A 19,323-nucleotide genomic window follows, 5' to 3' on the forward strand; every position below is an offset into this window, starting at 1 on the left:
GCTCTCGGCGGGCGGGACGGCCGGGACCGCCGCGCGGCGTGCGGCCACGGCGCGGCGGGTCTCCGCCGCGACCAGGTCCGCGTTGATGGCGGCGCCCGCCCGCTGGCCTGCCGCCGCGGCGCCGATGACCTGGTCGGTGAGGGCCGACACGTTGCCGGCGACCCAGAGCCCGGGGACGGTGGTGGCCCCGGTGGCGTCGGCGGTCGCGTGGGTGCCGACGACGTGGTCACCGACCGCGAGATCGGTCACCTCGGCGCCGAGGTCGGAGAGGACCCCGGCCCGCGCCGAGAGACGCGCTCCGACGACCAGCACCTCGCGACGGAGCTGCCGCCCCGCGACGAGGACGCCGGTGAGCCGCCCGTCCTCCTCGGTCACGGCGGTCACCTCGCCCGGCACGACGTCGACACCGCGCGCGGCGAGCTGCTCCGCGTCCTCCGGCACCGGCGGCGCGGTGCCGCCGAGGAACAGCAGGTCGGCCGTCCACTGCCGCCACAGCAGCGCCTGGTGGACGGCGAGCGGGCCACCGCCGAGGACAGCGACCGGCCGGTCCCGCACCTCCCACCCGTGGCAGTAGGGGCACGACAGGACCCCGCGGCCCCATTGGGCCGCCAGGCCGGGGAGGTCGGGCAGTTCGTCCACCAGGCCGGTGGCGGCCAGGACCCGGTCGGCGGTCAGGTTCGCACCGTCGGCCAGGGTGAGAAGGAACCGGCCGTCGTCGAGCCGGGCGGCGGTGCGCACCTCCCCCGTCCGGAGAGCGCCGCCGTGGGCGGCGACCTCCGCGCGGCCCGCGGCCAGCAGCTCGGCGGGGGGCGTGCCCTCCCGGCCGAGGTAGCCGTGGACGCCTTCCGCCGGGGCGTTGCGGGGCTCCCCGCAGTCCACCACGAGGACGTCACGGCGGGCGCGGGCCAGGGTCAGCGCACCGCTGAGCCCGGCCGCGCCGCCGCCGACGACGACGACCTCGTGGTGCCGGGCGTCGGGCGGGGGTGTCGCTGTCTCGTCGATCATGGTCTCTCTCGGCTCTCTCGCTCCGGTCCGGCGTCCTGCGGCGCCGGTGTTCCCGATCGTGGACCCGACCCCCACCGCGGGCAACTCCCGTTGCCGGTCCGGCAACACCGCCGGGCGGGGGCGGTGGCGCGAGGTGGGAGAATCGCCCGGCACGACGGACGTGGGCGGAAGGGGTCGCGGAGGTATGCGGATGATCGACACGGTGGCGTGGGTGTGCCTGTCCGAGGGCAGGGTGCTCGGCACCCGCACCCGGGGGCGGGAGCTCTTCTACATCCCCGGCGGGAAGCGGCGTTCGGGCGAGAGCGACACGGACACCCTCTTCCGGGAGGTGCGTGAGGAGGTCGCGGTGGATCTGCTGCCGGGGACGGTGGAGCACTTCGGCACCTACGAGGCGGACGCCGACGGCCACGGCGCCGGCGTGCTGGTGCGGATGGCGTGCTACACCGCGGAGCACCGGGGGACGCCGGTGGCCTCCGCGGAGATCGAGGAGGTCCGCTGGTTGGAGTACGCCGATCGCGACCTGACCGCGCCGGTGGACCGGGCCGTCTTCGACGACCTGAAGGCGGCCGGCCGCCTGGTGTGAGGCCGGTCGCGCGCCATCTCCACCGGCGAGCCGGCCGGCGACCGGGGCGGCGTTCGCCGGTTCAGGAGACCGCGTCGGCCGACTCCCGGCGGCCTGCGTCGCGGCGCAGCAGCTCCGCGTAGTGGCCGTCGCGCGCCAGCAGTTCCTCGTGCGTTCCGCGTTCGACGACGTGTCCGCCGCCGAGCACGACGATCTGGTCGGAGTCGCGGACGGTGGAGAGCCGGTGGGCGATGGTGATGGTGGTCCGGCCGGCGGCGAGGGCGTCGATCGACGCCTGCACGGCGCGCTCGGTCCGGGTGTCCAGCGCGCTGGTCGCCTCGTCGAGGATCAGTACCGGCGGGTCGCGCAGGATGGTGCGCGCCAGCGCCAGGCGCTGCTTCTCTCCCCCGGAGAAGCGGTAGCCGCGCTCGCCGACGAGGGTGTCGTACCCCTGCGGCAGCCCGCTGATGTGGTCGTGGATGTGCGCGGCGCGGCAGGCCCGCTCCAGCTCGGCGGCGGTGGCGTCGGGGCGGGCGAAGCGGAGGTTGTCGGCGACGGAGGCGTGGAAGAGGTAGGTCTCCTGGGAGACGACGCCGACGCTGCGCGCCAAGGAGTCGAAGTCCAGCTGCCGTACGTCGACCCCGTCGATGGTCACGCGTCCGCTGGTCACGTCGTACAGCCGGGGGACGAGGTAGCCGAGCGTGCTCTTCCCCGAGCCGGTGGCGCCCACGACGGCGAGGCTCCCGCCGGCCGGTACGGCGAGGTCCACCGCGGTGAGTACGGGCGGCGCGCCGCCGGGGTCGTAGGAGAAGGTGACCTCCTCCAGCCGGACCTCGCCGCGGGCTCGCCGCAGGCGGACCGGTTCGGTCGGCTCGGTGATGTCGGGGGCGAGGTCGAGGTACTCGAAGATGCGCTGGAACAGTGCGAGCGACGCCTGGACGTCCACCCCGGTGGAGAGCAGTGCGACGGTGGGGCGCAGCAGCCCCTGCTGCAGGGTGACGAAGGCGACGAGGGTCCCGATGGAGGGCGCGGTCCCGCTGAACTGGAACATCAGCCCCGCGGACCAGTAGAGCAGGGCGGGGATGGCCGCCATGATCATGCCGATGGTGGCGAGTCGCCAACGCCCCGCCATGGAGGCGCGGACCTCCAGGTCGACCAGGTTCGACGACTCCCGGGAGAACGCGTCGGTGAGCGAGTCCGAGCGGCCCATGGTGCGGCCCAGCAGAATGCCGCTGACGGAGAGCGACTCGGTGACGTGCGCGGCCATCTCGGCCATCTGCTTCTGTCGCTGGGTGGTGATGCGGCGGCGCTCCCGGCCCACCCGCCGGGCGATGGCGGCGAACACGGGAAGCAGGGCGAGCGAGACCAGGGTGAGTCGCCAGTCCAGCGCGAGCATCGCCACGACGGTGGCGACGACGGCGGTGACGTTGGAGACCAGGGAGGTGGCGGTGGAGGTGACGGTGGCCTGCATGCCGCCGATGTCGTTGGCGATGCGCGACTGCACCTCGCCGGTGCGGGTCCTGGTGAAGAAGGCGAGCGGCATCTCCTGGAGCCGGGAGTAGACCCGGGTGCGCAGGTCGTGCATGACGCGCTGGCCGACGCGGGTGGAGATGAGCGTCTGCAGCACGCCGAAGACGCTGCTGAGCACCGCGGCGGCGATCATGCCGAGGGCGAGCAGCCCGAGCAGGCCCGTGCGGGCCTCGGGCAGCGCGGTGTCGATGATCTCGCGCAGCAGGAACGGGGTGGCGACGGCGACGACGGAGGAGGCCGCCACCAGCGCCCCCACCACGGCGAGCCGCCCCCGGTAGGGGCGGAAGAGGGCGACGATGCGGCGCAGCTCTGGGGGCCGCCGGTCGGCCGTCCCGTCGGGGTCCTCCGGCGGCCCGGCTGGCGTGTCGTGGTGCAATGGGATCCTTAGGGAGGGTTTGCGACGTCGGGAACAGTCCAGACTACGGCGACGGGACCACTGCCGGACCGGTACGACGGAACTGTTCACCTGCTTACGGAGCCTGTCCCCGTTTCTTCTCTTCGGCCCGCTCACGACCGCGGAGGGTCACCGTGCGGGTGGGGCGCGGCGTGCGCTCCGCGCACGGACGGCCCTGCCGGGGCGCGCGGCGCGGGTGGCCGCGGGAGCCGTGGCCGTGCTACCAACCGTCCATGGTCGATCACACGCATTACGACGCCGTCATCGTCGGCGGTGGCCACAACGGGCTCGTCGCCGCCGCCTATCTCGCGGGCGCGGGCCGCCGGGTCCTGCTGCTGGAGCGGCTGGAGCAGACGGGCGGGGCCGCCGTCTCCACCCGGCCGTTCACCGGTGTGGACGCGCGGCTCTCCCGCTACTCCTACCTGGTCAGCCTGCTCCCCCCGCAGATCGTGCGGGAGCTGGGCCTGCGGTTGGAGCTGCGGCGTCGCAGCGTCTCCTCCTACACCCCGGCGGTGCGGGACGGGCGGCCGACGGGGCTACTGGTGGGCGCGGACGAGTCCGCCACGCGCGAGTCGTTCGAGCGGTTGACCGGCTCGGACCGGGAGTTCGCTGCCTGGCAGCGGTTCTACGCGATGACCGGGCGCGTCGCGGAGCGGGTGTTCCCCACCCTCACCGAACCGCTGCCCGACCGCGCGGCCCTGCGCGGGCGGATCGGGGACCAGGCGGCGTGGCGGGCGCTGTTCGAGCGCCCCCTGGGCGAGGCGGTGGAGGACCACTTCACGGACGACCTGGTCCGCGGGGTGGTGCTCACGGACGGGCTGATCGGCACGTTCGCGGACGCCCACGACCCCTCGCTGCGGCAGAACGCCTGCTTCCTGTACCACGTGGTGGGCGGGGGGACGGGCGACTGGGACGTGCCGGTCGGCGGCATGGGCGCGGTCACCGACGCGCTGGCCGCCGCGGCGCGGACGGCGGGAGCGGAACTGCGCACCGGGCACGAGGTGGTCGCGCTGGCCACGGACGGCCGCCGAGCGGAGGTGACCTACCGCCACGAGGAGGCGGAGCGCACGGTCTCCGCCGACACGCTGCTGGTCAACGCCTCACCCCGGGAGCTGGCGCTGCTCCTCGGCGAAGAGCCACCACCGGCGGAGGACGGCGCGCAGTTCAAGGTCAACATGGTGCTGCACCGGCTCCCGCTGCTCGCGGACGCGTCGGTCGACGCGGCGGACGCCTTCGCCGGCACCTTCCACGTGGGCGAGGGGTACGACGCACTGGGCCGGGCGTACCGCGAGGCGGCGGCGGGTGCGCTGCCGCAGGCGCCGCCGTCGGAGATCTACTGCCACTCACTGACCGATCCCTCGATCCTCGGCGACGGGCACGCGGCGGACGGCTGGCACACGATGACCCTGTTCGGGCTGCACACACCGGCGGCCCTGTTCCGATCCGACAACGAGAGCGCCCGGGAGCGACTGCTCGCGGCGACACTCGCGGAGCTCGACCGGCACCTGGGGGAACCCCTGGCGGACTGCCTGGCACGGGACGCGGACGGCCGGCCCTGCGTGGAGGCCCGGACGCCGGTGGACCTGGAGCGGGAGCTGCGGCTGCCCGGCGGGAACATCTTCCACCGGGACCTGACCTTCCCGTTCGCCGACGGCGCCGCGGGCGAGGACGGTCCCGGCTCGGCGGCGGCACGCCGCTGGGGGGTGGCGACGGGTCACGACAACGTCCTGCTGTGCGGGGCGGGGGCCGTGCGGGGCGGCGGGGTGAGCGGCATCCCCGGCCACAACGCGGCGATGGCGGCGCTGGGCCGCTGACGGGTCCCGCCGGGCTCCCGGTGCGCGCCCCGGTCGGCAGCCGAAGGTCGCGCACCGGGAACGCGTGGTGTGTGCATTGGTATGGACATGTTCAAACGGCCGCACTAGCCTCGAACTTGGTCTAGACCTTCTCCGTTCGCGCGCGATCACGAGCTCACCCCCCACACACCTGGAGCGAGTCATGCGCACCAAGCTCACCGCTGCCGTCACCGGCCTCGGCCTGGCCGCCGCCACGGTGCTGGCCGCCGCCGGCGCCGCCAACTCCCACGGCTACACCACCTCCCCCACGAGCCGTCAGGCCCACTGCGCCCAGGGCGCCGCCCCCGACTGCGGCAACATCGTCTGGGAACCCCAGAGCGTCGAGGGCCCCAAGGGCTTCCCCCAGGCCGGCCCCGCCGACGGCACCATCTGCTCCGGCGGCAACGGACAGTTCTCCCAGCTGGACCAGGCCCGCAACGGCTCCTGGCCCACCACCTCCCTCACCTCGGGCGCGGGCTTCACCTTCGACTGGACCATCACCGCCGCGCACAGCACAACCGACTTCCGCTACTTCGTCACCAAGGACGGGTGGAACCCCGACACCCCGCTCACCCGCGCCGACCTGGAGCCCCAGCCCTTCCTCACCGTGCCCATGGACGGCCGGCAGCCCAACTGGTCCGAGAGCCACACCGGCACCCTCCCCCAGAAGAGCGGACGCCACCTGATCCTCGCGGTCTGGGACGTCGCCGACACCGCCAACGCCTTCTACGCCTGCTCCGACGTGCAGTTCTGACCCACTCCTCCGGTCGGTCCGCCCCACCCGCGCCGCCCCGGCGCGGCGGTCGGGCCGACCGGGGACCGGCCGGCGGCCCCCACCTATGCTGGCCTCCGACCGGCAGGTACGCCCGACACCTCCGGTCGGAGGGAGACCCACCATGCCGCTGCTGGAGCCGGACCCCGCCGCCCTGCGGCCCGCCGCCGACAACCCCGCCGCCGCGGACCGGGTCCCGCCGGAGCTGTCGGAGGGCACTCCACAGCCGCTCCGCCGCGACCTGGAGGAGCTGCTCGGCCCCGACCAGGTGCTGTGGCGCGTCACCGACCTCGTCAGCTACGCCTCGGACGCCAGCCCCTACCGGTTCGTCCCCAACGTCGTGGTGGTCGCGCGCCACGCGGACGACGTCGCCGCCGTCCTCCGGTACGCGCGGGACCACGATCGCCACGTGGTCTTCCGGGCCGGCGGCACCTCGCTCAACGGCCAGGCCCAGGGCGAGGACATCCTGGTCGACGTGCGGCGGCACTGGGCCGGGGTCACCCCGCTGGACGGCGGGGCGCGCGCCCGCGTGCTGCCCGGCACCACCGTGCAGCGCACCAACGCCGCGCTCGCCCGCCACGGCCGCGTCCTCGGCCCCGACCCCGCCAGTGCCATCGCCGCGACCCTCGGCGGTGTCGTCGCGAACAACGCCTCCGGGATGACCGCGGGTACCAGCCGCAACAGCTACCGCACCGCCGCGGCGATGACGATCGTGCTGCCCTCGGGAACGGTCGTCGACACCGCCGCTCCGGACGCCGACGCCCAACTCGCCGCTTCCGAGCCCGAGCTGACGGCCGGGCTCCTCGCGCTGCGCGAGGAGATCCTGGCCGACGGCGCGCTCGTCGCGCGCATCCGCGCCAAGCACCGGTTGAAGAACACCAACGGCTACCGCCTCGACGCCTTCCTCGACTCCGACTCCCCCACCGGCATCCTGCGCGGGCTGATGGTCGGCTCGCAGGGCACCCTCGGCTTCCTCGCCGAGATCGTCATGGACACCCTGCCGCTGCACCGGCACGCCAGCGCCGGCCTGCTGTTCTTCCCCTCGCTCGCCGCCGCTGCCGCCGCCGTGCCCCGCTTCACCGCGGCCGGCGCCCCCGCCGTGGAACTCATGGACGGCAACACGCTCCGCGCCTCGGTGGCCGTCGACGGCGTCCCCGCCGACTGGGCGCAGCTGCCGCCGGGAACCGCCGCGCTGCTGGTGGAGTTCCGCGCTCCCGACGAGGCGGCCGGAGCCGCGGCGCGCACCGCCGCCGAGGCCCTGCTGACCGAGCTCGACCTGGTCGCACCGGTCCCCTCCGTCACCAACGCCCTCACCTCCGACCCGGCGGTGATCGCCGGCTACTGGAAGGCCCGCAAGGCCTTCGTCACCGCTGTCGGCGGTGCCCGTCCGGCCGGGACCACACTGATCACCGAGGACTTCGCCGTCCCGCCCGAGCGGCTCTCCGAGGCGTGCGAGGCGCTGCTCGAACTCCAGGCGCGCCACGGTTTCGACGCCGCGGTCGCCGGCCACGCGGCCCACGGCAACCTGCACTTCCTGCTCGCTTTCGACGCCGCCGACCCCGCCGACGTCGACCGCTACGCGGCGTTCATGGCGGAGTTCTGCGCCCTCACCGTCGAACGGTTCGACGGGTCCCTCAAGGCCGAGCACGCCACCGGCCGCAACATCGCACCCTTCCTCGAACTGGAGTGGGGCGAGCGGGCCACCGCCCTGATGTGGCGGATCAAGGAGCTGGTGGACCCCACCGGTGTGCTGGCGCCGCGGATCGTGCTCGACCGCGACCCCCGCGCCCACCTGCGGGGGCTGAAGTCCATCCCCACGGTGGAGGCGGAGGCCGACCCCTGCATCGAGTGCGGGTTCTGCGAGCCCGTCTGCCCCAGCCGCGACCTGACCACCACACCGCGCCAGCGGATCGTGCTCCGGCGGGAGATGATGCGCCAGCCCGCCGGTTCCGACGTCGGGGAGAACCTGCTCGCCGACTACGGGTACGCGGCCGTGGACACCTGCGCGGGTGACTCCGGCTGCCGCGTCGCCTGTCCCGTCGGTATCGACACCGGCGCCATGATGAAGGACTTCCGCTCCCGGCGGCACACCGAACGGCAGGAACGCGCCGCGACGGCCGCCGCCCGCCGCTTCGCCGTGCTGGAACGCGCCGCCCGCCTGGCCGTCTCCGCCGCCGCGACCGCGGGTGACACCGTTTCCGGAAAGGCCACCGCGCTGGCGCGGCGTGCCGTCAGCCACGAGCTGGTCCCGCAGTGGCTCCCCGGGATGCCCCCGGCTGCGGGCCCGCTGCCGCGCACCCCGCGCGAGCGGGCCACCGCCGTCTACTACCCCGCCTGCGTCAACCGGATCTTCGGCGAGCCCGAGGGGCTGACGGGGTCCCTGCCGCTCCCCCGCGCGGTGGTCGCGCTGGCGCTGCGCGCCGACGAGCCGGTGTGGATCCCCGAGGACGTGGGCGGGACCTGCTGCGCCACCATCTGGCACTCCAAGGGCTACGAGGGCGGGAACACGCTGATGGCGAACCGCGTCGTGGAGTCCGCGTGGCGCTGGACCGACCACGGCCGGCTGCCGCTGGTGGTCGACGCCTCCTCCTGCACCCTCGGCCTCTCGGAGGAGGTGGTGCCCTACCTGACCGAGGCCAACCGGGGGCGCCACGAGCGGCTGACCGTCGTCGACTCGCTCCAGTGGGCCGTCGACCGGCTGCTGCCGCGGCTCACGGTCAGCCGCCGGGTGGACTCCGCGGTGGTGCACCCCACCTGCTCCATGCAGCACCTCGGCGACGAGGCGGCGCTGCGGCGGATCGCCGAGGCGTGCGCCGGGGAGACCGTCGTCCCGCTGGACGCGACCTGCTGCGGCTTCGCGGGCGACCGGGGCATGCTCCACGAGGAGCTCACCGCCTCCGCTACCGCCCGGGAGGCGGCCGAGGTCACCTCGCGTCCCTTCGACGCGCACCTGTCGGCCAACCGGATGTGCGAGATCGGCATGGAGCAGGCGACCGGCCGCCCCTACCACTCGGCGCTCATCGCGCTGGAGCGGGCCACCCGCCCGGCGGGACCGCCGGCGGACGGAGCCGACCCGGAGCACGGCTGAGCGGGCGGGGGCTCCGTGCCGGTGGCGCGGAGCCCCCGCCGGGCGGTGCGTGCCGGGCCCGCCCGCTACGGGATCGACACCGCGCACCCCGGTGGCGGGTAGTCGCCCGCCACCCGGAAGTCGGCGCAGGTGAAGAAGTGGTCGTTCCAGGCCCCCACCACCAGGCCGACGGCCGACACCACCGCGACGATCACGACGGAGGCGACCTTCATCCGCCGCTGCGGCAGCGCGAAGTACCCCGGCGCGAGCAGCCGGGCCACCACCCACAGCACCAGCGGCAGTGACAGCACCATCGCGCCGGTCAGCACCCCGTCGGCCACCTCGAAGGCCCGGCCCGGGGCGATCACGGGAGCGACCAGCCGGAAGACCACCCAGAGCGCCGGAAGCGCGAACAGGAAGGTGACCCAGCCGTGTTCGCGCACCTGCTGCCGGAGCGCCCAGCGTCCGAGCAGCACCACCAGCGAGAGCACCAGCAGCTGGGTGGTGCGGTTGTAGAAGACGGTCCCGTAGGCGCCCCAGGTGAACGCGAGGTCCCAGCCCACCAGCGCGGCGGAGACCGTCACCGCGAAGAACCCCCGCAGGGCGACCGCCCGCCTGCCGGTCCTGCTGAAGCCCTCCAGCAGGTCGTCCTCCTCGTGCCGCGCCGCCCTGCCGTACCGCTCCGCCATGCTCCGGCACCCTGCCGTACCTGCCGCGCCTCCCGGCGCAGACACACGGGCGTTACGCCGGGCGGGCGCACCGGTGCGCCGGGGCCGGCCACGCGCCCGACCCCGCCGGACGCCCGGGTCTCCGGCTCCTCTCCCTAAACCCGTTGAACTGGCGCCCCGCAGCGATCAGGCTGGGCAGGTTGTGACGGTGGGCCGCGGGCCCCGAACCCCAGGGACGCCATGCAGATTCGCGACCTCCCCCACGCCGACCCGGGAGAACCCGACGTCAGGTCGGGCTTCCGGTTCCTGGTGTGGCTCTTCCGCCGCCAGCTCGGCGGCCAGTTGAAGGCGGTGCTGTACGGCACCCTGCACATGACCGGCGTGGCCCTGCTGCCGGTGGCCGCCGGCGCGGCCGTCCAGGCGGTCATCGACGAGTCCGGGCGCGACCTCGCCCTGGTGGGAGTGGCGCTGCTGGGCGTGGCCCTGCTGATCGCGGGCGCCGACGGCGCCCTGCACCGTGCGGCGGTGACCAACTGGATCACCGCCGCGGCGCGCGTGCAGCAACTCCTCGCGCGGCGCACCGCCGAGCTCGGCGGCATGCTGACGCGCCGGGTGGCCGCAGGAGAGGTGGTGAAGGTGTCCACGGGCGACGTGGAGAAGATCGGCTGGTTCGTGGAGTCGTTCTCCCGCTTCGCCGGTGCCGTCCTGGTCGTCGGCGGCGTGTGCGCCGGGCTGCTGGTGTACCAGCCGGAACTCGGTCTGGTCGTCGCCCTGGGCATCCTGGCCGTCGTGCTGCCGATGCTGCCGATGCTGCCCGCCGCCACCCGCCGGGCGGACGCGGAGCGTGCGACGTCGGGTCGCGCGACGGAACTGGCCTCGGACACCGTGGCCGGGCTGCGGGTGCTGCGCGGCATCGGCGGCGAGGAGCTCTTCCTGAGCCGGTACCGCCGCGCCTCGCAGGAGGTCCGCGGTGCCTCGGTGCACAGCGCCCGGATGTGGGCGCTGATCGACGCGGTGCAGGTGGTGATGCGGGGACTGCTGCTGATCGCGGTCACCTGGCAGGGTTCGCGGCTGGCGCTCGCCGGGGACATCACCCCCGGCCAGTTGGTGACGGTCTACGGCGCGGCGATGTTCCTGCTGTTCCCGCTGCGCATTTTCCAGGAGGCCGCGATGGCCTTCGTGTTCTCGCGCCCCTCGGCTCGCCGCGCGGTGCGGGTGCTCTCGCTGCGGCGTGAGGACGGCGACGCCGCGCACGTCCCCGCGGGGGACGGCGGCCCGCCCTCCCTGCACGACCCTGCGACGGGGCTGCGCGCGGCCGGCGGTCTGCTGACCGCCGTCGTGTGCGGCGACCCCGCGACGGCCGAGCGGTTGGCCGCCCGGCTCGGGGGCCACGCCCCGCCCGAGGAGGGCGAACAGCCGCCGCCGTCCGCCCGGCTCGACGGACGGCCGCTGGACGACATGCCGCTGCGGGTCGCGCGGACGACCGTCCTGGTGCAGGACAAGGACCCGGTGCTGCTCTCCGGCACGCTGCGCGAACTGCTCGACGTGCCGTCCTCCGGCAGGGTCGAGGTCGAGCGCGCGCTGGCGGCGGCGCAGTGCGCCGACGTCCTCGACGCCGTGGCCCGTTCCGCCCCCGAGGGCGGCGGGGTGATGGACGCGAGGGTCACCGAGCGGGGCCGCTCCCTCTCCGGGGGGCAACGCCAACGCCTCGCGCTGGCGCGTTCTCTGGTGACCGACCCGGAGGTGCTTGTCCTGGACGAGCCGACCTCGGCGGTGGACTCCCACACCGAGGCGCGGATCGCTCGCGGCGTGCGCGAGCTGCGGGCCGGCCGCACCACCGTGGTGATGACCTCCAGCCCGCTGCTGCTGGACCTCGCCGACGCCGTGGTCCTCGTCCACGAGGGCACCGCCCGGCCGGCCGGCACCCACCGCGCCCTCATCGCCTCGGACCCGGAGTACCGCGCCGTGGTCACCCGTGAGCCGGACGTCGGCCCGTCCGGGGCGCCCGAGGCCGCCGGAACCACGACCCCGCGGGGCCCCGGCTCCGCTCCCGAACCCGCCGAGGAGTCCGTATGAGCCCGCGCATCGGCGTCGCCCCACCGGAGTTCGATCCGGCGGCCGGGGAGCACGCCACCACACTGCCGGTGGCGGGCGGCGCCACCGTCCGCCGGTACGTCGGCGAACTGGTCCGCCGCCACCGCACCGCGTTCCTGGTCCTGATCGCCGTCAACACGGCCGCGGTCCTGGCCTCCATGGTGGGTCCCTACCTGCTCGGTGGGGTGGTGCAGGACCTGTCGGACGGGACGACCGACCTCCCGCTGACCTGGGTGGTGTCGGTCTTCCTCGCGGCGCTCGCCGTGCAGGCGGTCTTCACCGGGCTCGTGCGGCTGCGCGGCGCGGTCCTCGGCGAGCGCATGCTGGCGGACCTGCGCGAGGACTTCCTCGTGCGGTCGGTCGGGTTGCCGCCGGGGGTGCTGGAGCGCGCCGGCACCGGCGACCTGCTGGCCCGGATCAACACCGACATCGACCGGCTGGCGCAGGCGATGCGGGAGGCGGTGCCGCAGCTGGCCATCGCCGTGGTCTGGGCGGCCCTGCTGCTGGGCGGGATCGTGCTGACCGCGCCGCCGCTGGGCATCGGCATCCTGCTGGCGCTGCCGGTGCTGCTGGTGGTCTGCCGCTGGTACTACCGCCGCGCGGGCGCGGGGTACCGCGCCGAGGCCGCCGGGTACGCCGCGGTGGCGGCGGCCCTCGCGGAGACCGTGGACGCGGGCCGCACCATCGAGGCGCACCGGCTGACCGAGCGCCGCGTCGAGCTGTCGGACCTCCGGGTGCGGCAGTGGACCCGGTGGGAGCGGTACACGCTCTGGCTGCGGACCGTGCTGATCCCCACGGTGAACATCTACCACTCCATGGTGCTGGCGGGCGTCCTGCTGATCGGCGGTGCCTTCGCCCTCCAGGGCTGGCTGACCGTCGGTCAGCTGACGACCGGCGCGGTGCTGGCGCAGATGGCCGTCGAGCCGGTCGGGATGATCCTGCGCTGGTTCGACGAGTTGCAGGTGGCGCGGGTCTCCCTCGCCCGCCTGGTCGGGGTGCACGAGATCGAGGACCCGCCCGCCGACGACGCCGAGCGGCCGACCGGGCGGGAGACGCACGCCGACCGCGTCCGGTTCGCGTACCAGGAGGGCACCGACGTGCTCCACGAGGTGTCGTTGCGGGTGCCGCCGGGGACCAGGGTGGCGCTGGTCGGACCCTCCGGGGCGGGGAAGTCGACGCTGGGTCGCCTGCTCGCGGGCGTCTACGGACCGCGGACCGGCTCCGTCACCCTCGGTGGCGCGCACCTGTCGAGGATGCCCACGGAGCGGGTGCGTCAGCACGTCGCCCTGGTCAACCAGGAGCACCACGTCTTCGTCGGTCCGCTCCGGGACAACCTGCGGCTGGCCCGGGCGGACGCGGGCGACGAGGAGATCTGGGCCGCGCTGCGCGCGGTGGACGCCGACGGCTGGGCGGCCTCCCTGCCGGACGGGCTGGACAGCGAGGTGGGGTCGGGCGCCCTGCCGGTCGGCCCGGCCCACGCGCAGCAGATCGCACTGGCGCGACTGGTGCTGGCGGACCCGCACACCCTGGTGCTGGACGAGGCGACCTCGCTGCTCGACCCGCGGGCCGCCCGCGACATGGAGCGCTCGCTGGCGAGGGTGCTGGAGGGACGGACGGTCATCGCCATCGCCCACCGGCTGCACACGGCGCACGACGCCGACGTGATCGCGGTGGTGGAGGACGGACGGATCAGCGAGTTCGGCAGCCACGACGAACTGGTGGCGGCCGACGGCGCGTACGCGTCGCTGTGGCGGTCCTGGCACGGCGGCCACCGGCGCGCCGCGGCGTACCGTCAGGCCGCGTCGAGCGCAGCGAGTTCGCGGGCCAGGGTGTCCACCGGCTGGAAGGTCGCGCCGAGCAGGGCGACGTGCTTCCAGCGCACCACACCGTCGGGGCCGATGAGGAAGACCGACCTGCGCAGCCCGAGGCCGGGCACGGCCACCCCGTAGGCTCGGGTCACCTCGCGGTCGGTGTCGGCGAGCAGCGGCATCCGCAGGCCGTGCTGCCGGGCGAACCCCTCGTGGCTGTCCAGGTCCTGCGGGCTGACGCCCCACACCCGGGCGCCCAGTTCGGTGAACCGGTCCAGCCCACCCGAGTAGGAGCAGAGCTGCTTGGTGCAGACTGCGGTGTTGTCGCCCGGGTAGAACGCGAGGACCAGCGGGGTGCCGCGGTGGTCGGAGAGCGTGTGGTCGGCACGTTCGAAGGCGCCGTCGGCGAGGACACCGCCGGGGAGGGTGAAGTCGGGGGCCGGCTCACCGACGCGGGGTACAGCCACGGGTTCTCCTGGGGTGGTGGTGGCTCCGCGCGCGGGCGGCGGCGCGGAGGTTCGGCGGGGTGCGGGGGCGCCCGCGTCACGGATGGTTCGGAGCGGGCGCGGACGCGTCAGGCTACGCCTGCCCGTGGGCGTCGGCGAGGGGAGGGCGACGCACGGCGGGGCCCGGTGCGGAGCCGGGCGCCGCGGGAAGCGCGGCGAGGAAGTCGGCGACCGCCCGGGCGAACTCCTCCGGTGCGTCGTCGTGGACCCAGTGGCCGGCACCGGCGACGGTGCGCAGCGCGGTACCGGGGCGCGACCGGCACATCCGCCGCGCGAGCTCCGCGGGCAGCAGCGTGCTGCCCGCCCCGCGCAGCACGAGCGCGGGGCAGGAGGAGCCGAGCCAGTCCTCCCACCAGTCGCCGCACCCGCCGCGCTGAACTGCCATCATCTCCTCCCAGTCGAAGAGCAGTTCAGCGGCGCCGTCCCGCTCGACGGCGCTGCGGAGGAAGTACCCCGCGTCGGGGACCCCGGCGGCCTCGATCCGTTCGGCGAGTTCACCGCGGGTGGGTGCGGAGCGCGGCCAGCCGCGCACGTCGAGGACGGGGTGGGCGATCTCGGGCCGCCGCATGACCGGGCCGACGTCCTCCACGACCAGCGCGGCGACGAGCTCCGGGTGGCGGGCGGCGAGTTGGTAGGCGGTGATCCCGCCCAGCGAGTGCCCGAGGACCACGACCGGCCCGACGTCGAGGGACCGGATCACCGCCGCGGCGTCCGCGACGTGGGAGGCGCGGTCGTGGAGCTCGGCGCTGTCGCTGTGGCCGTGGCCCCGCTGGTCGGGGGCGACCACCCTGGCCACGCCGGCGAGGTCGGCCGCGAGCCGGTCGAAGACCGTGCCGCGGCCGAAGGTGCCGTGGAGCGCCAGCAGTGGCCGCCCCGCTCCCCCGTGGTCGGCCACCACCAGCGCCCGACCGTCGAGTCGGGTGAGGGTTCGGATCTGGGACACGAGAGCTCCTCGGCGGGCGCGGTGCGGTCGGCCGCGGGAGCGCCATCCCACCGCACCGGCCCGGAGGCGCGCCACCGGGTTTCCGGGCGGCCGGCGAGCGGGATCGGCACGGGCCTCGGCGGGCGGCGCCGAGGTCGGCCGGGTCGCCGCCGTGCAGCACTCCGCGCACCAGCAGCATCAGCGTCAGGAAGGCCAGCAGGTACGGCAGGGAGCCGACGACCAGCCCGATGACGGGCGAGACCGAGGCCAGTTGCCGCGCGGCGCGGCAAGGGCGGGACCGACGGGGACCCGTGACTCGGGCGCGGCGGAGGTGACCGGGTCACGGTAGCGCCGGGTGCGCGGCGGGCGTGTCGGTGGCGGCGCCGTGACGCGGAACGCACGTGCCCCGGCGGCCGGGTGGCGGCTGCCGGGGCACGGAAGAGCGGACGGCGGTGCTGCCGCCGCGGCGCGTGGGGCTCAGTTCTCCCGGACCCCGTCGACGCGGCGGGGCAGCCCGAGCGGGTTCTCCTCGCGCAGCTCCGCGGGGAGCAGCGCGGCCGGGGTGCCCTGGTGGACCACGGGGCGCAGCCAGCGGTCGATGGCGGAGGCGCCCACCGAGGTGAAGGGGGTGGTGGTCGCGGGGTAGGGGCCGCCGTGGTGCTGGGCGGTGGCGACCGCGACGCCGGTGGGCCAGCCGTTGACGAGGAGTCGGCCCGCGAGCGGGGTGAGCGCGGCCAGCAGGTGCGCGGCGTGGCCCGCCTCCTCTGTCGCCTCCTCGGCGCCGATGTGCACGGTGGCGGTGAGGCTGCCGGCGAGCGTGGCCAGCACGGCGGCGATGTCGTCGGTGTCCCGATAGCGGGCGACGACGGTGAGCGGACCGAAGCACTCCTCCAGCAGGGTCTCGTGCGTGGGGCGCACGAGATGGCCGGCGGGCACGGAGACGAAGCCGGGGACGACGGTGCGTCCCTCGCCCGCGCCCGCGGTGACCGGGACGGTGACGTCCGGGAGCTCCGCGCGCTCGGCCACCCCGGCGACGAACCCGTCGCGGATGCGCTCGTCGAGGAGCACCCCGCCGGCGGCCTCGCCGAGCGCGCCCGTGAGCGCAGTGACGAGACGGTCCCCTGCCTCGCCCTCGGGGACGAGGACCAGACCCGGCTTGACGCAGAACTGGCCGGTGCCCAGGGTCACGGAGCCGGCGAGGCCGGTGGCGATCTCCTCGGGGCGCTCGCCCGCGGCGGCCTCGGTGACGACCACCGGGTTGAGGCTGCCGAGTTCGCCGTGGAAGGGGACGGGCACCGGACGGGCCGAGGCGCGGTCGAACAGGGCGCGACCGCCGCGGACCGAGCCGGTGAACCCGGCCGCCGAGACCAGCGGGTGGTCGATGAGGGCGACCCCGGCGTCGAAGCCGTGGACGACCGCGAGGACGTCCTCGGGCAGCCCCACCGAGGCGGCGGCCCGCCGCAGCGCGGCGGCGCAGCGCTCGGAGGTGGCGGGGTGCGCCGGGTGGACCTTGACCACGACGGGGCAGCCGGCGGCGAGCGCGCTGGCGGTGTCACCGCCGGGAACGGAGAAGGCGAGCGGGAAGTTGGAGGCCGCGTAGACGGCGACGACGCCCAGCGGCACGCGGTAGCGGCGCAGGTCGGGGCGGGGCGGGGTGAGCGAGGGGTCCGCGTGGTCGATGGCGACGCCGAGGTAGCCGCCGTCCTCGATCTCCGCGGCGAATGCCTCGAACTGACCCGCCGCACGGGCGAGTTCACCGGTCAGTCGCGGCTCGCCGAGCGCGGTCTCCCGGTTCGCGAGCCGAATGATCTCGGCGGAGTCCGCGTTGAGTTCGCGGACGACGGCGCGCAGCAGCGCGACGCGGGTGGCGCGGTCGGCCAGCGCGGCGCGGGTCTCGTGGGCGGCGCGCACCGCCTTGTCCACCGCGGTGGCGTCCGCCTCGGTGGCGGCCTGTCCGTGGCGCTCCCCGTTCCTGGGGTCGACGCTCCACACCGGCTCTGTCATCGTGCTCTCCTCGTGTTTGTGGCGGTGGGCGTCCCGTGGCCGCCGGGGTGCTTCCGCCGGGCCGGCCGGGGCGCCGCCCGGGTGTCGGCCCGGGCGGCGTCGCACGGTCAGCTCGGGGCGGGTCCGGTGGAGTCCCGGATGGTGAGGCTGGTCTCCAGGGTGGCCTGGGCGGCGGTGCGGCCACCGGCGACGGCCTGGAGCAGCAGGTCCACGGCGGTGCGTCCCGCCGCGGGGGTCGGCATGGCGATCGTGGTGAGCTTGGGCCGGTTGAGCCGGCCGGCGACGGTGTCGTCGACCCCGACGACGGAGACCTGGCCGGGGACGTCGACCCCCCGGTCGTTGAGCCCCTCGATGACACCGATGGCGACGAGGTCGTTGTAGGCGATGACGGCGGTGGCGCCGCTGTCGAGGACCTCCGCCGCGGCGGTGACCCCGCCCTGTTCGGTGGGGGCGTTCGGTCCGGTGACGACGAGGTCGACGCCGAGCCGCTCCGTGGCCGACGCGGCTGCCCGGCCCATCTGCTCGCTGCTCCAGGAGGCGCGGGGGCCGGGTGCCAGGACGATGCGGCGGTGGCCGAGGCCGGCGAGGTGCTCGACCGCCTCGGTGGTGCCGTGCCCTATGTCCATGAGTACGGCGGAGAGTCCCTTGACCCGTCGGTTGACGACCACGAACGGCAGGTCCATGCCGAGCCGTTCGATCGCCAGGTTGGTGAGGCGGGGCGCGACCAGCACGACGCCGTCCACCTGCTTGGCGAGCGTCTGGATGAGCTCTTCCTCGGACTGCGGGTCCTCGTCGGTGTCGGCGACGAACACGTGGTACTCCCGCTCGCGGGCGTACGCCTGCGCCGCCTTGATCAGCGGGGGGAAGAAGGGGTTGGCGATGTCGGCGACGATCAGCCCGAGGTTGTGGGTGCGCCCCGTCGTCAGGGCGCTCGCGGCCCGGTTGGGCCGGTAGTCCAGCCGCTGCGCGGCGGCGAGCACCCGCTCGCGGGTGGCGCTGTTGACGAGGTGGGGCGAGGAGAACGTGCGCGAGACGGTGGAGACGTGGACGCCTGCCGCCTTGGCGACGTCGCGGATGGTCACCGCCATGAGGCGCCCTCTCCCTCTGAGGTCCCGCCGGTGGCCGTGACCGCCGGGAAGCGGTAGACGGTGGTCGAGCGATACTCCTCCCCCGGCCGCAGCACGGTGCTGGGGAACTCGGGGCGGTTGGGCGAGTCGGGGAAGTGCTGGGTCTCCAGACACAGCCCGCTGCCGGGACCCCAGACGTGGTCCGCGAGCTTGTTCCCGGAGTAGAACTGCACGCCGGGCTCGGTGGTGAGGACCTCCATGACGCGTCCTGACCCCGGGCCGCGCAGCCGTCCGACGGGGCGCAGTTCACCGGCGGGCGAGCTGAAGACCATGCAGTGGTCGTACCCGTTGGCCGCCTTGACCTGGGGGTGTCCGTCGTCGAGTCGGGCACCGACCCGGTGGGGCGTCGTGAAGTCGAAGGCGGTGCCGGCGGTGGGAGCCAGTTCGCCGGTGGGGATCTGCGCCTCGTCCACCGGGAGGAAGTGCCCGGCGTCCAGTGTCAGTTCGTGGTCCAGGACGTTCGGGCCGCCGTCCAGGTTGAAGTAGCTGTGGTTGGTGAGGTTCACGTGCGTGGGCGCGTCGGTGACCGCGTGGTAGTCGATGCGCACCTCGGCGCCGTCCGGCCCACCGCTCAGGGTGTAGGTCACCCGCGCGGTGAGCCGCCCCGGGTACCCCTCCTCGCCGTCCTCGCTGATCCGGGTCAGGGTGATGGCCGCGGGACCCGCGGACTCCACCGACCAGACGCGGTTGCTGAACCCGCCGGGTCCGCCGTGGAGGCTGGCGTCGCCGTTGTTGCGCGGCAGTCGGTGCTCGCGGCCGTCGAGGGTGAAGCTGCCGCCGGCTATGCGGTTGCCGTAGCGGCCCACGACGGCACCGAAGTACCGACTGCGCGTGAGGTAGTCCTCCATGGTGTCCAGGCCGATCACCACGTTGCCGAACGCGCCGCCGGAGTCGGGTACTTCCAAGGACTGGAGTACACATCCGTAGGTCAGCACGCGGGCCCGGACACCCGGGGCAGCGAGCGTGTGGCGATGGACCGCGTTACCGCCGCCGTCCTCGCCGAAAGCTTCTCTCACGCCGTCGTCAGTCACG

13 protein-coding genes and 1 pseudogene are annotated in these 19,323 nt (G+C 74.9%); 6 read left to right on the forward strand and 8 right to left on the reverse strand.

Features of this window, described 5'->3' with window-relative positions; translation table 11 throughout:
* The coding region (locus HCJ92_RS04880) for an NAD(P)/FAD-dependent oxidoreductase (RefSeq protein ID WP_167932167.1) at positions 1-1,005 on the reverse strand (1,005 nt) is incomplete at its 3' end.
* 184 nt (positions 1,006-1,189) lie between these two features.
* Between HCJ92_RS04880 and HCJ92_RS04885 the strand changes: the two genes are divergently transcribed.
* Positions 1,190-1,588, forward strand: a complete 399-nt coding sequence (locus HCJ92_RS04885) for an NUDIX hydrolase (protein ID WP_209310743.1) — start codon at positions 1,190-1,192, stop codon at positions 1,586-1,588.
* Positions 1,589-1,649: 61 nt separating this feature from the next.
* Here HCJ92_RS04885 and HCJ92_RS04890 read toward each other — a convergent pair whose 3' ends face one another.
* A complete protein-coding gene (locus tag HCJ92_RS04890; RefSeq protein ID WP_167932168.1) occupies positions 1,650-3,473 on the reverse strand; it encodes an ABC transporter ATP-binding protein in 1,824 nt (607 codons plus the stop codon).
* A gap of 251 nt (positions 3,474-3,724) precedes the next feature.
* On the opposite strand from HCJ92_RS04890, the gene HCJ92_RS04895 reads away from it, so the two are divergent.
* The 3 genes from HCJ92_RS04895 to HCJ92_RS04905 all read left to right on the forward strand — a co-directional run bounded on the left by HCJ92_RS04895 (position 3,725) and on the right by HCJ92_RS04905 (position 9,183).
* Entirely contained in the window at positions 3,725-5,305 is a 1,581-nt protein-coding gene (locus tag HCJ92_RS04895; RefSeq protein ID WP_167932169.1) for a phytoene desaturase family protein, read from the forward strand.
* Positions 5,306-5,486: 181 nt separating this feature from the next.
* Positions 5,487-6,077 (forward strand): lytic polysaccharide monooxygenase auxiliary activity family 9 protein, encoded by a 591-nt coding sequence (locus tag HCJ92_RS04900; RefSeq protein ID WP_167932170.1) that lies wholly within the window; start codon positions 5,487-5,489, stop codon positions 6,075-6,077.
* Positions 6,078-6,219: 142 nt separating this feature from the next.
* Complete coding sequence (locus tag HCJ92_RS04905) at positions 6,220-9,183, forward strand: FAD-binding and (Fe-S)-binding domain-containing protein (protein ID WP_167932171.1); 2,964 nt, start codon at positions 6,220-6,222, stop codon at positions 9,181-9,183.
* Between the two features lie 65 nt (positions 9,184-9,248).
* Here the strand turns inward: HCJ92_RS04905 and HCJ92_RS04910 are convergent, their stop codons facing one another.
* On the reverse strand, positions 9,249-9,851 hold the full coding sequence (locus HCJ92_RS04910) for a hypothetical protein (protein WP_167932172.1): 603 nt from the start codon (positions 9,849-9,851) through the stop codon (positions 9,249-9,251).
* Positions 9,852-10,070: 219 nt separating this feature from the next.
* On the opposite strand from HCJ92_RS04910, the gene HCJ92_RS04915 reads away from it, so the two are divergent.
* Together HCJ92_RS04915 and HCJ92_RS04920 are read left to right on the forward strand one after the other, a co-directional pair.
* Positions 10,071-11,906, forward strand: a complete 1,836-nt coding sequence (locus HCJ92_RS04915) for an ABC transporter transmembrane domain-containing protein (protein WP_167932173.1) — start codon at positions 10,071-10,073, stop codon at positions 11,904-11,906.
* Positions 11,903-13,690, forward strand: a pseudogene (locus HCJ92_RS04920) (ABC transporter ATP-binding protein); the annotation flags it as partial. The gene HCJ92_RS04915 and the pseudogene HCJ92_RS04920, both read left to right, overlap by 4 nt.
* Before the next feature lie 26 nt (positions 13,691-13,716).
* Here the strand turns inward: HCJ92_RS04920 and HCJ92_RS04925 are convergent.
* The 5 genes from HCJ92_RS04925 to HCJ92_RS04945 form a co-directional block, all read right to left on the reverse strand.
* Complete coding sequence (locus HCJ92_RS04925) at positions 13,717-14,199, reverse strand: redoxin domain-containing protein (RefSeq protein ID WP_167932174.1); 483 nt, start codon at positions 14,197-14,199, stop codon at positions 13,717-13,719.
* 112 nt (positions 14,200-14,311) lie between these two features.
* A complete protein-coding gene (locus HCJ92_RS04930; protein ID WP_338054025.1) occupies positions 14,312-15,181 on the reverse strand; it encodes an alpha/beta fold hydrolase in 870 nt (289 codons plus the stop codon).
* A gap of 456 nt (positions 15,182-15,637) precedes the next feature.
* Complete coding sequence (locus HCJ92_RS04935) at positions 15,638-17,164, reverse strand: aldehyde dehydrogenase (NADP(+)) (protein ID WP_209310744.1); 1,527 nt, start codon at positions 17,162-17,164, stop codon at positions 15,638-15,640.
* A gap of 107 nt (positions 17,165-17,271) precedes the next feature.
* Complete coding sequence (locus HCJ92_RS04940) at positions 17,272-18,252, reverse strand: LacI family DNA-binding transcriptional regulator (protein WP_167932175.1); 981 nt, start codon at positions 18,250-18,252, stop codon at positions 17,272-17,274.
* A complete protein-coding gene (locus HCJ92_RS04945) occupies positions 18,243-19,322 on the reverse strand; it encodes an aldose epimerase family protein (protein ID WP_338054026.1) in 1,080 nt (359 codons plus the stop codon). Before HCJ92_RS04945 ends, HCJ92_RS04940 begins: the two co-directional genes overlap by 10 nt.
* Position 19,323: the final 1 nt, after the last annotated feature.

The sequence above is a fragment of the Streptomyces spiramenti genome, assembly GCF_012034385.1.
GTDB classification, from domain to species: domain Bacteria; phylum Actinomycetota; class Actinomycetes; order Streptomycetales; family Streptomycetaceae; genus Streptomyces; species Streptomyces spiramenti.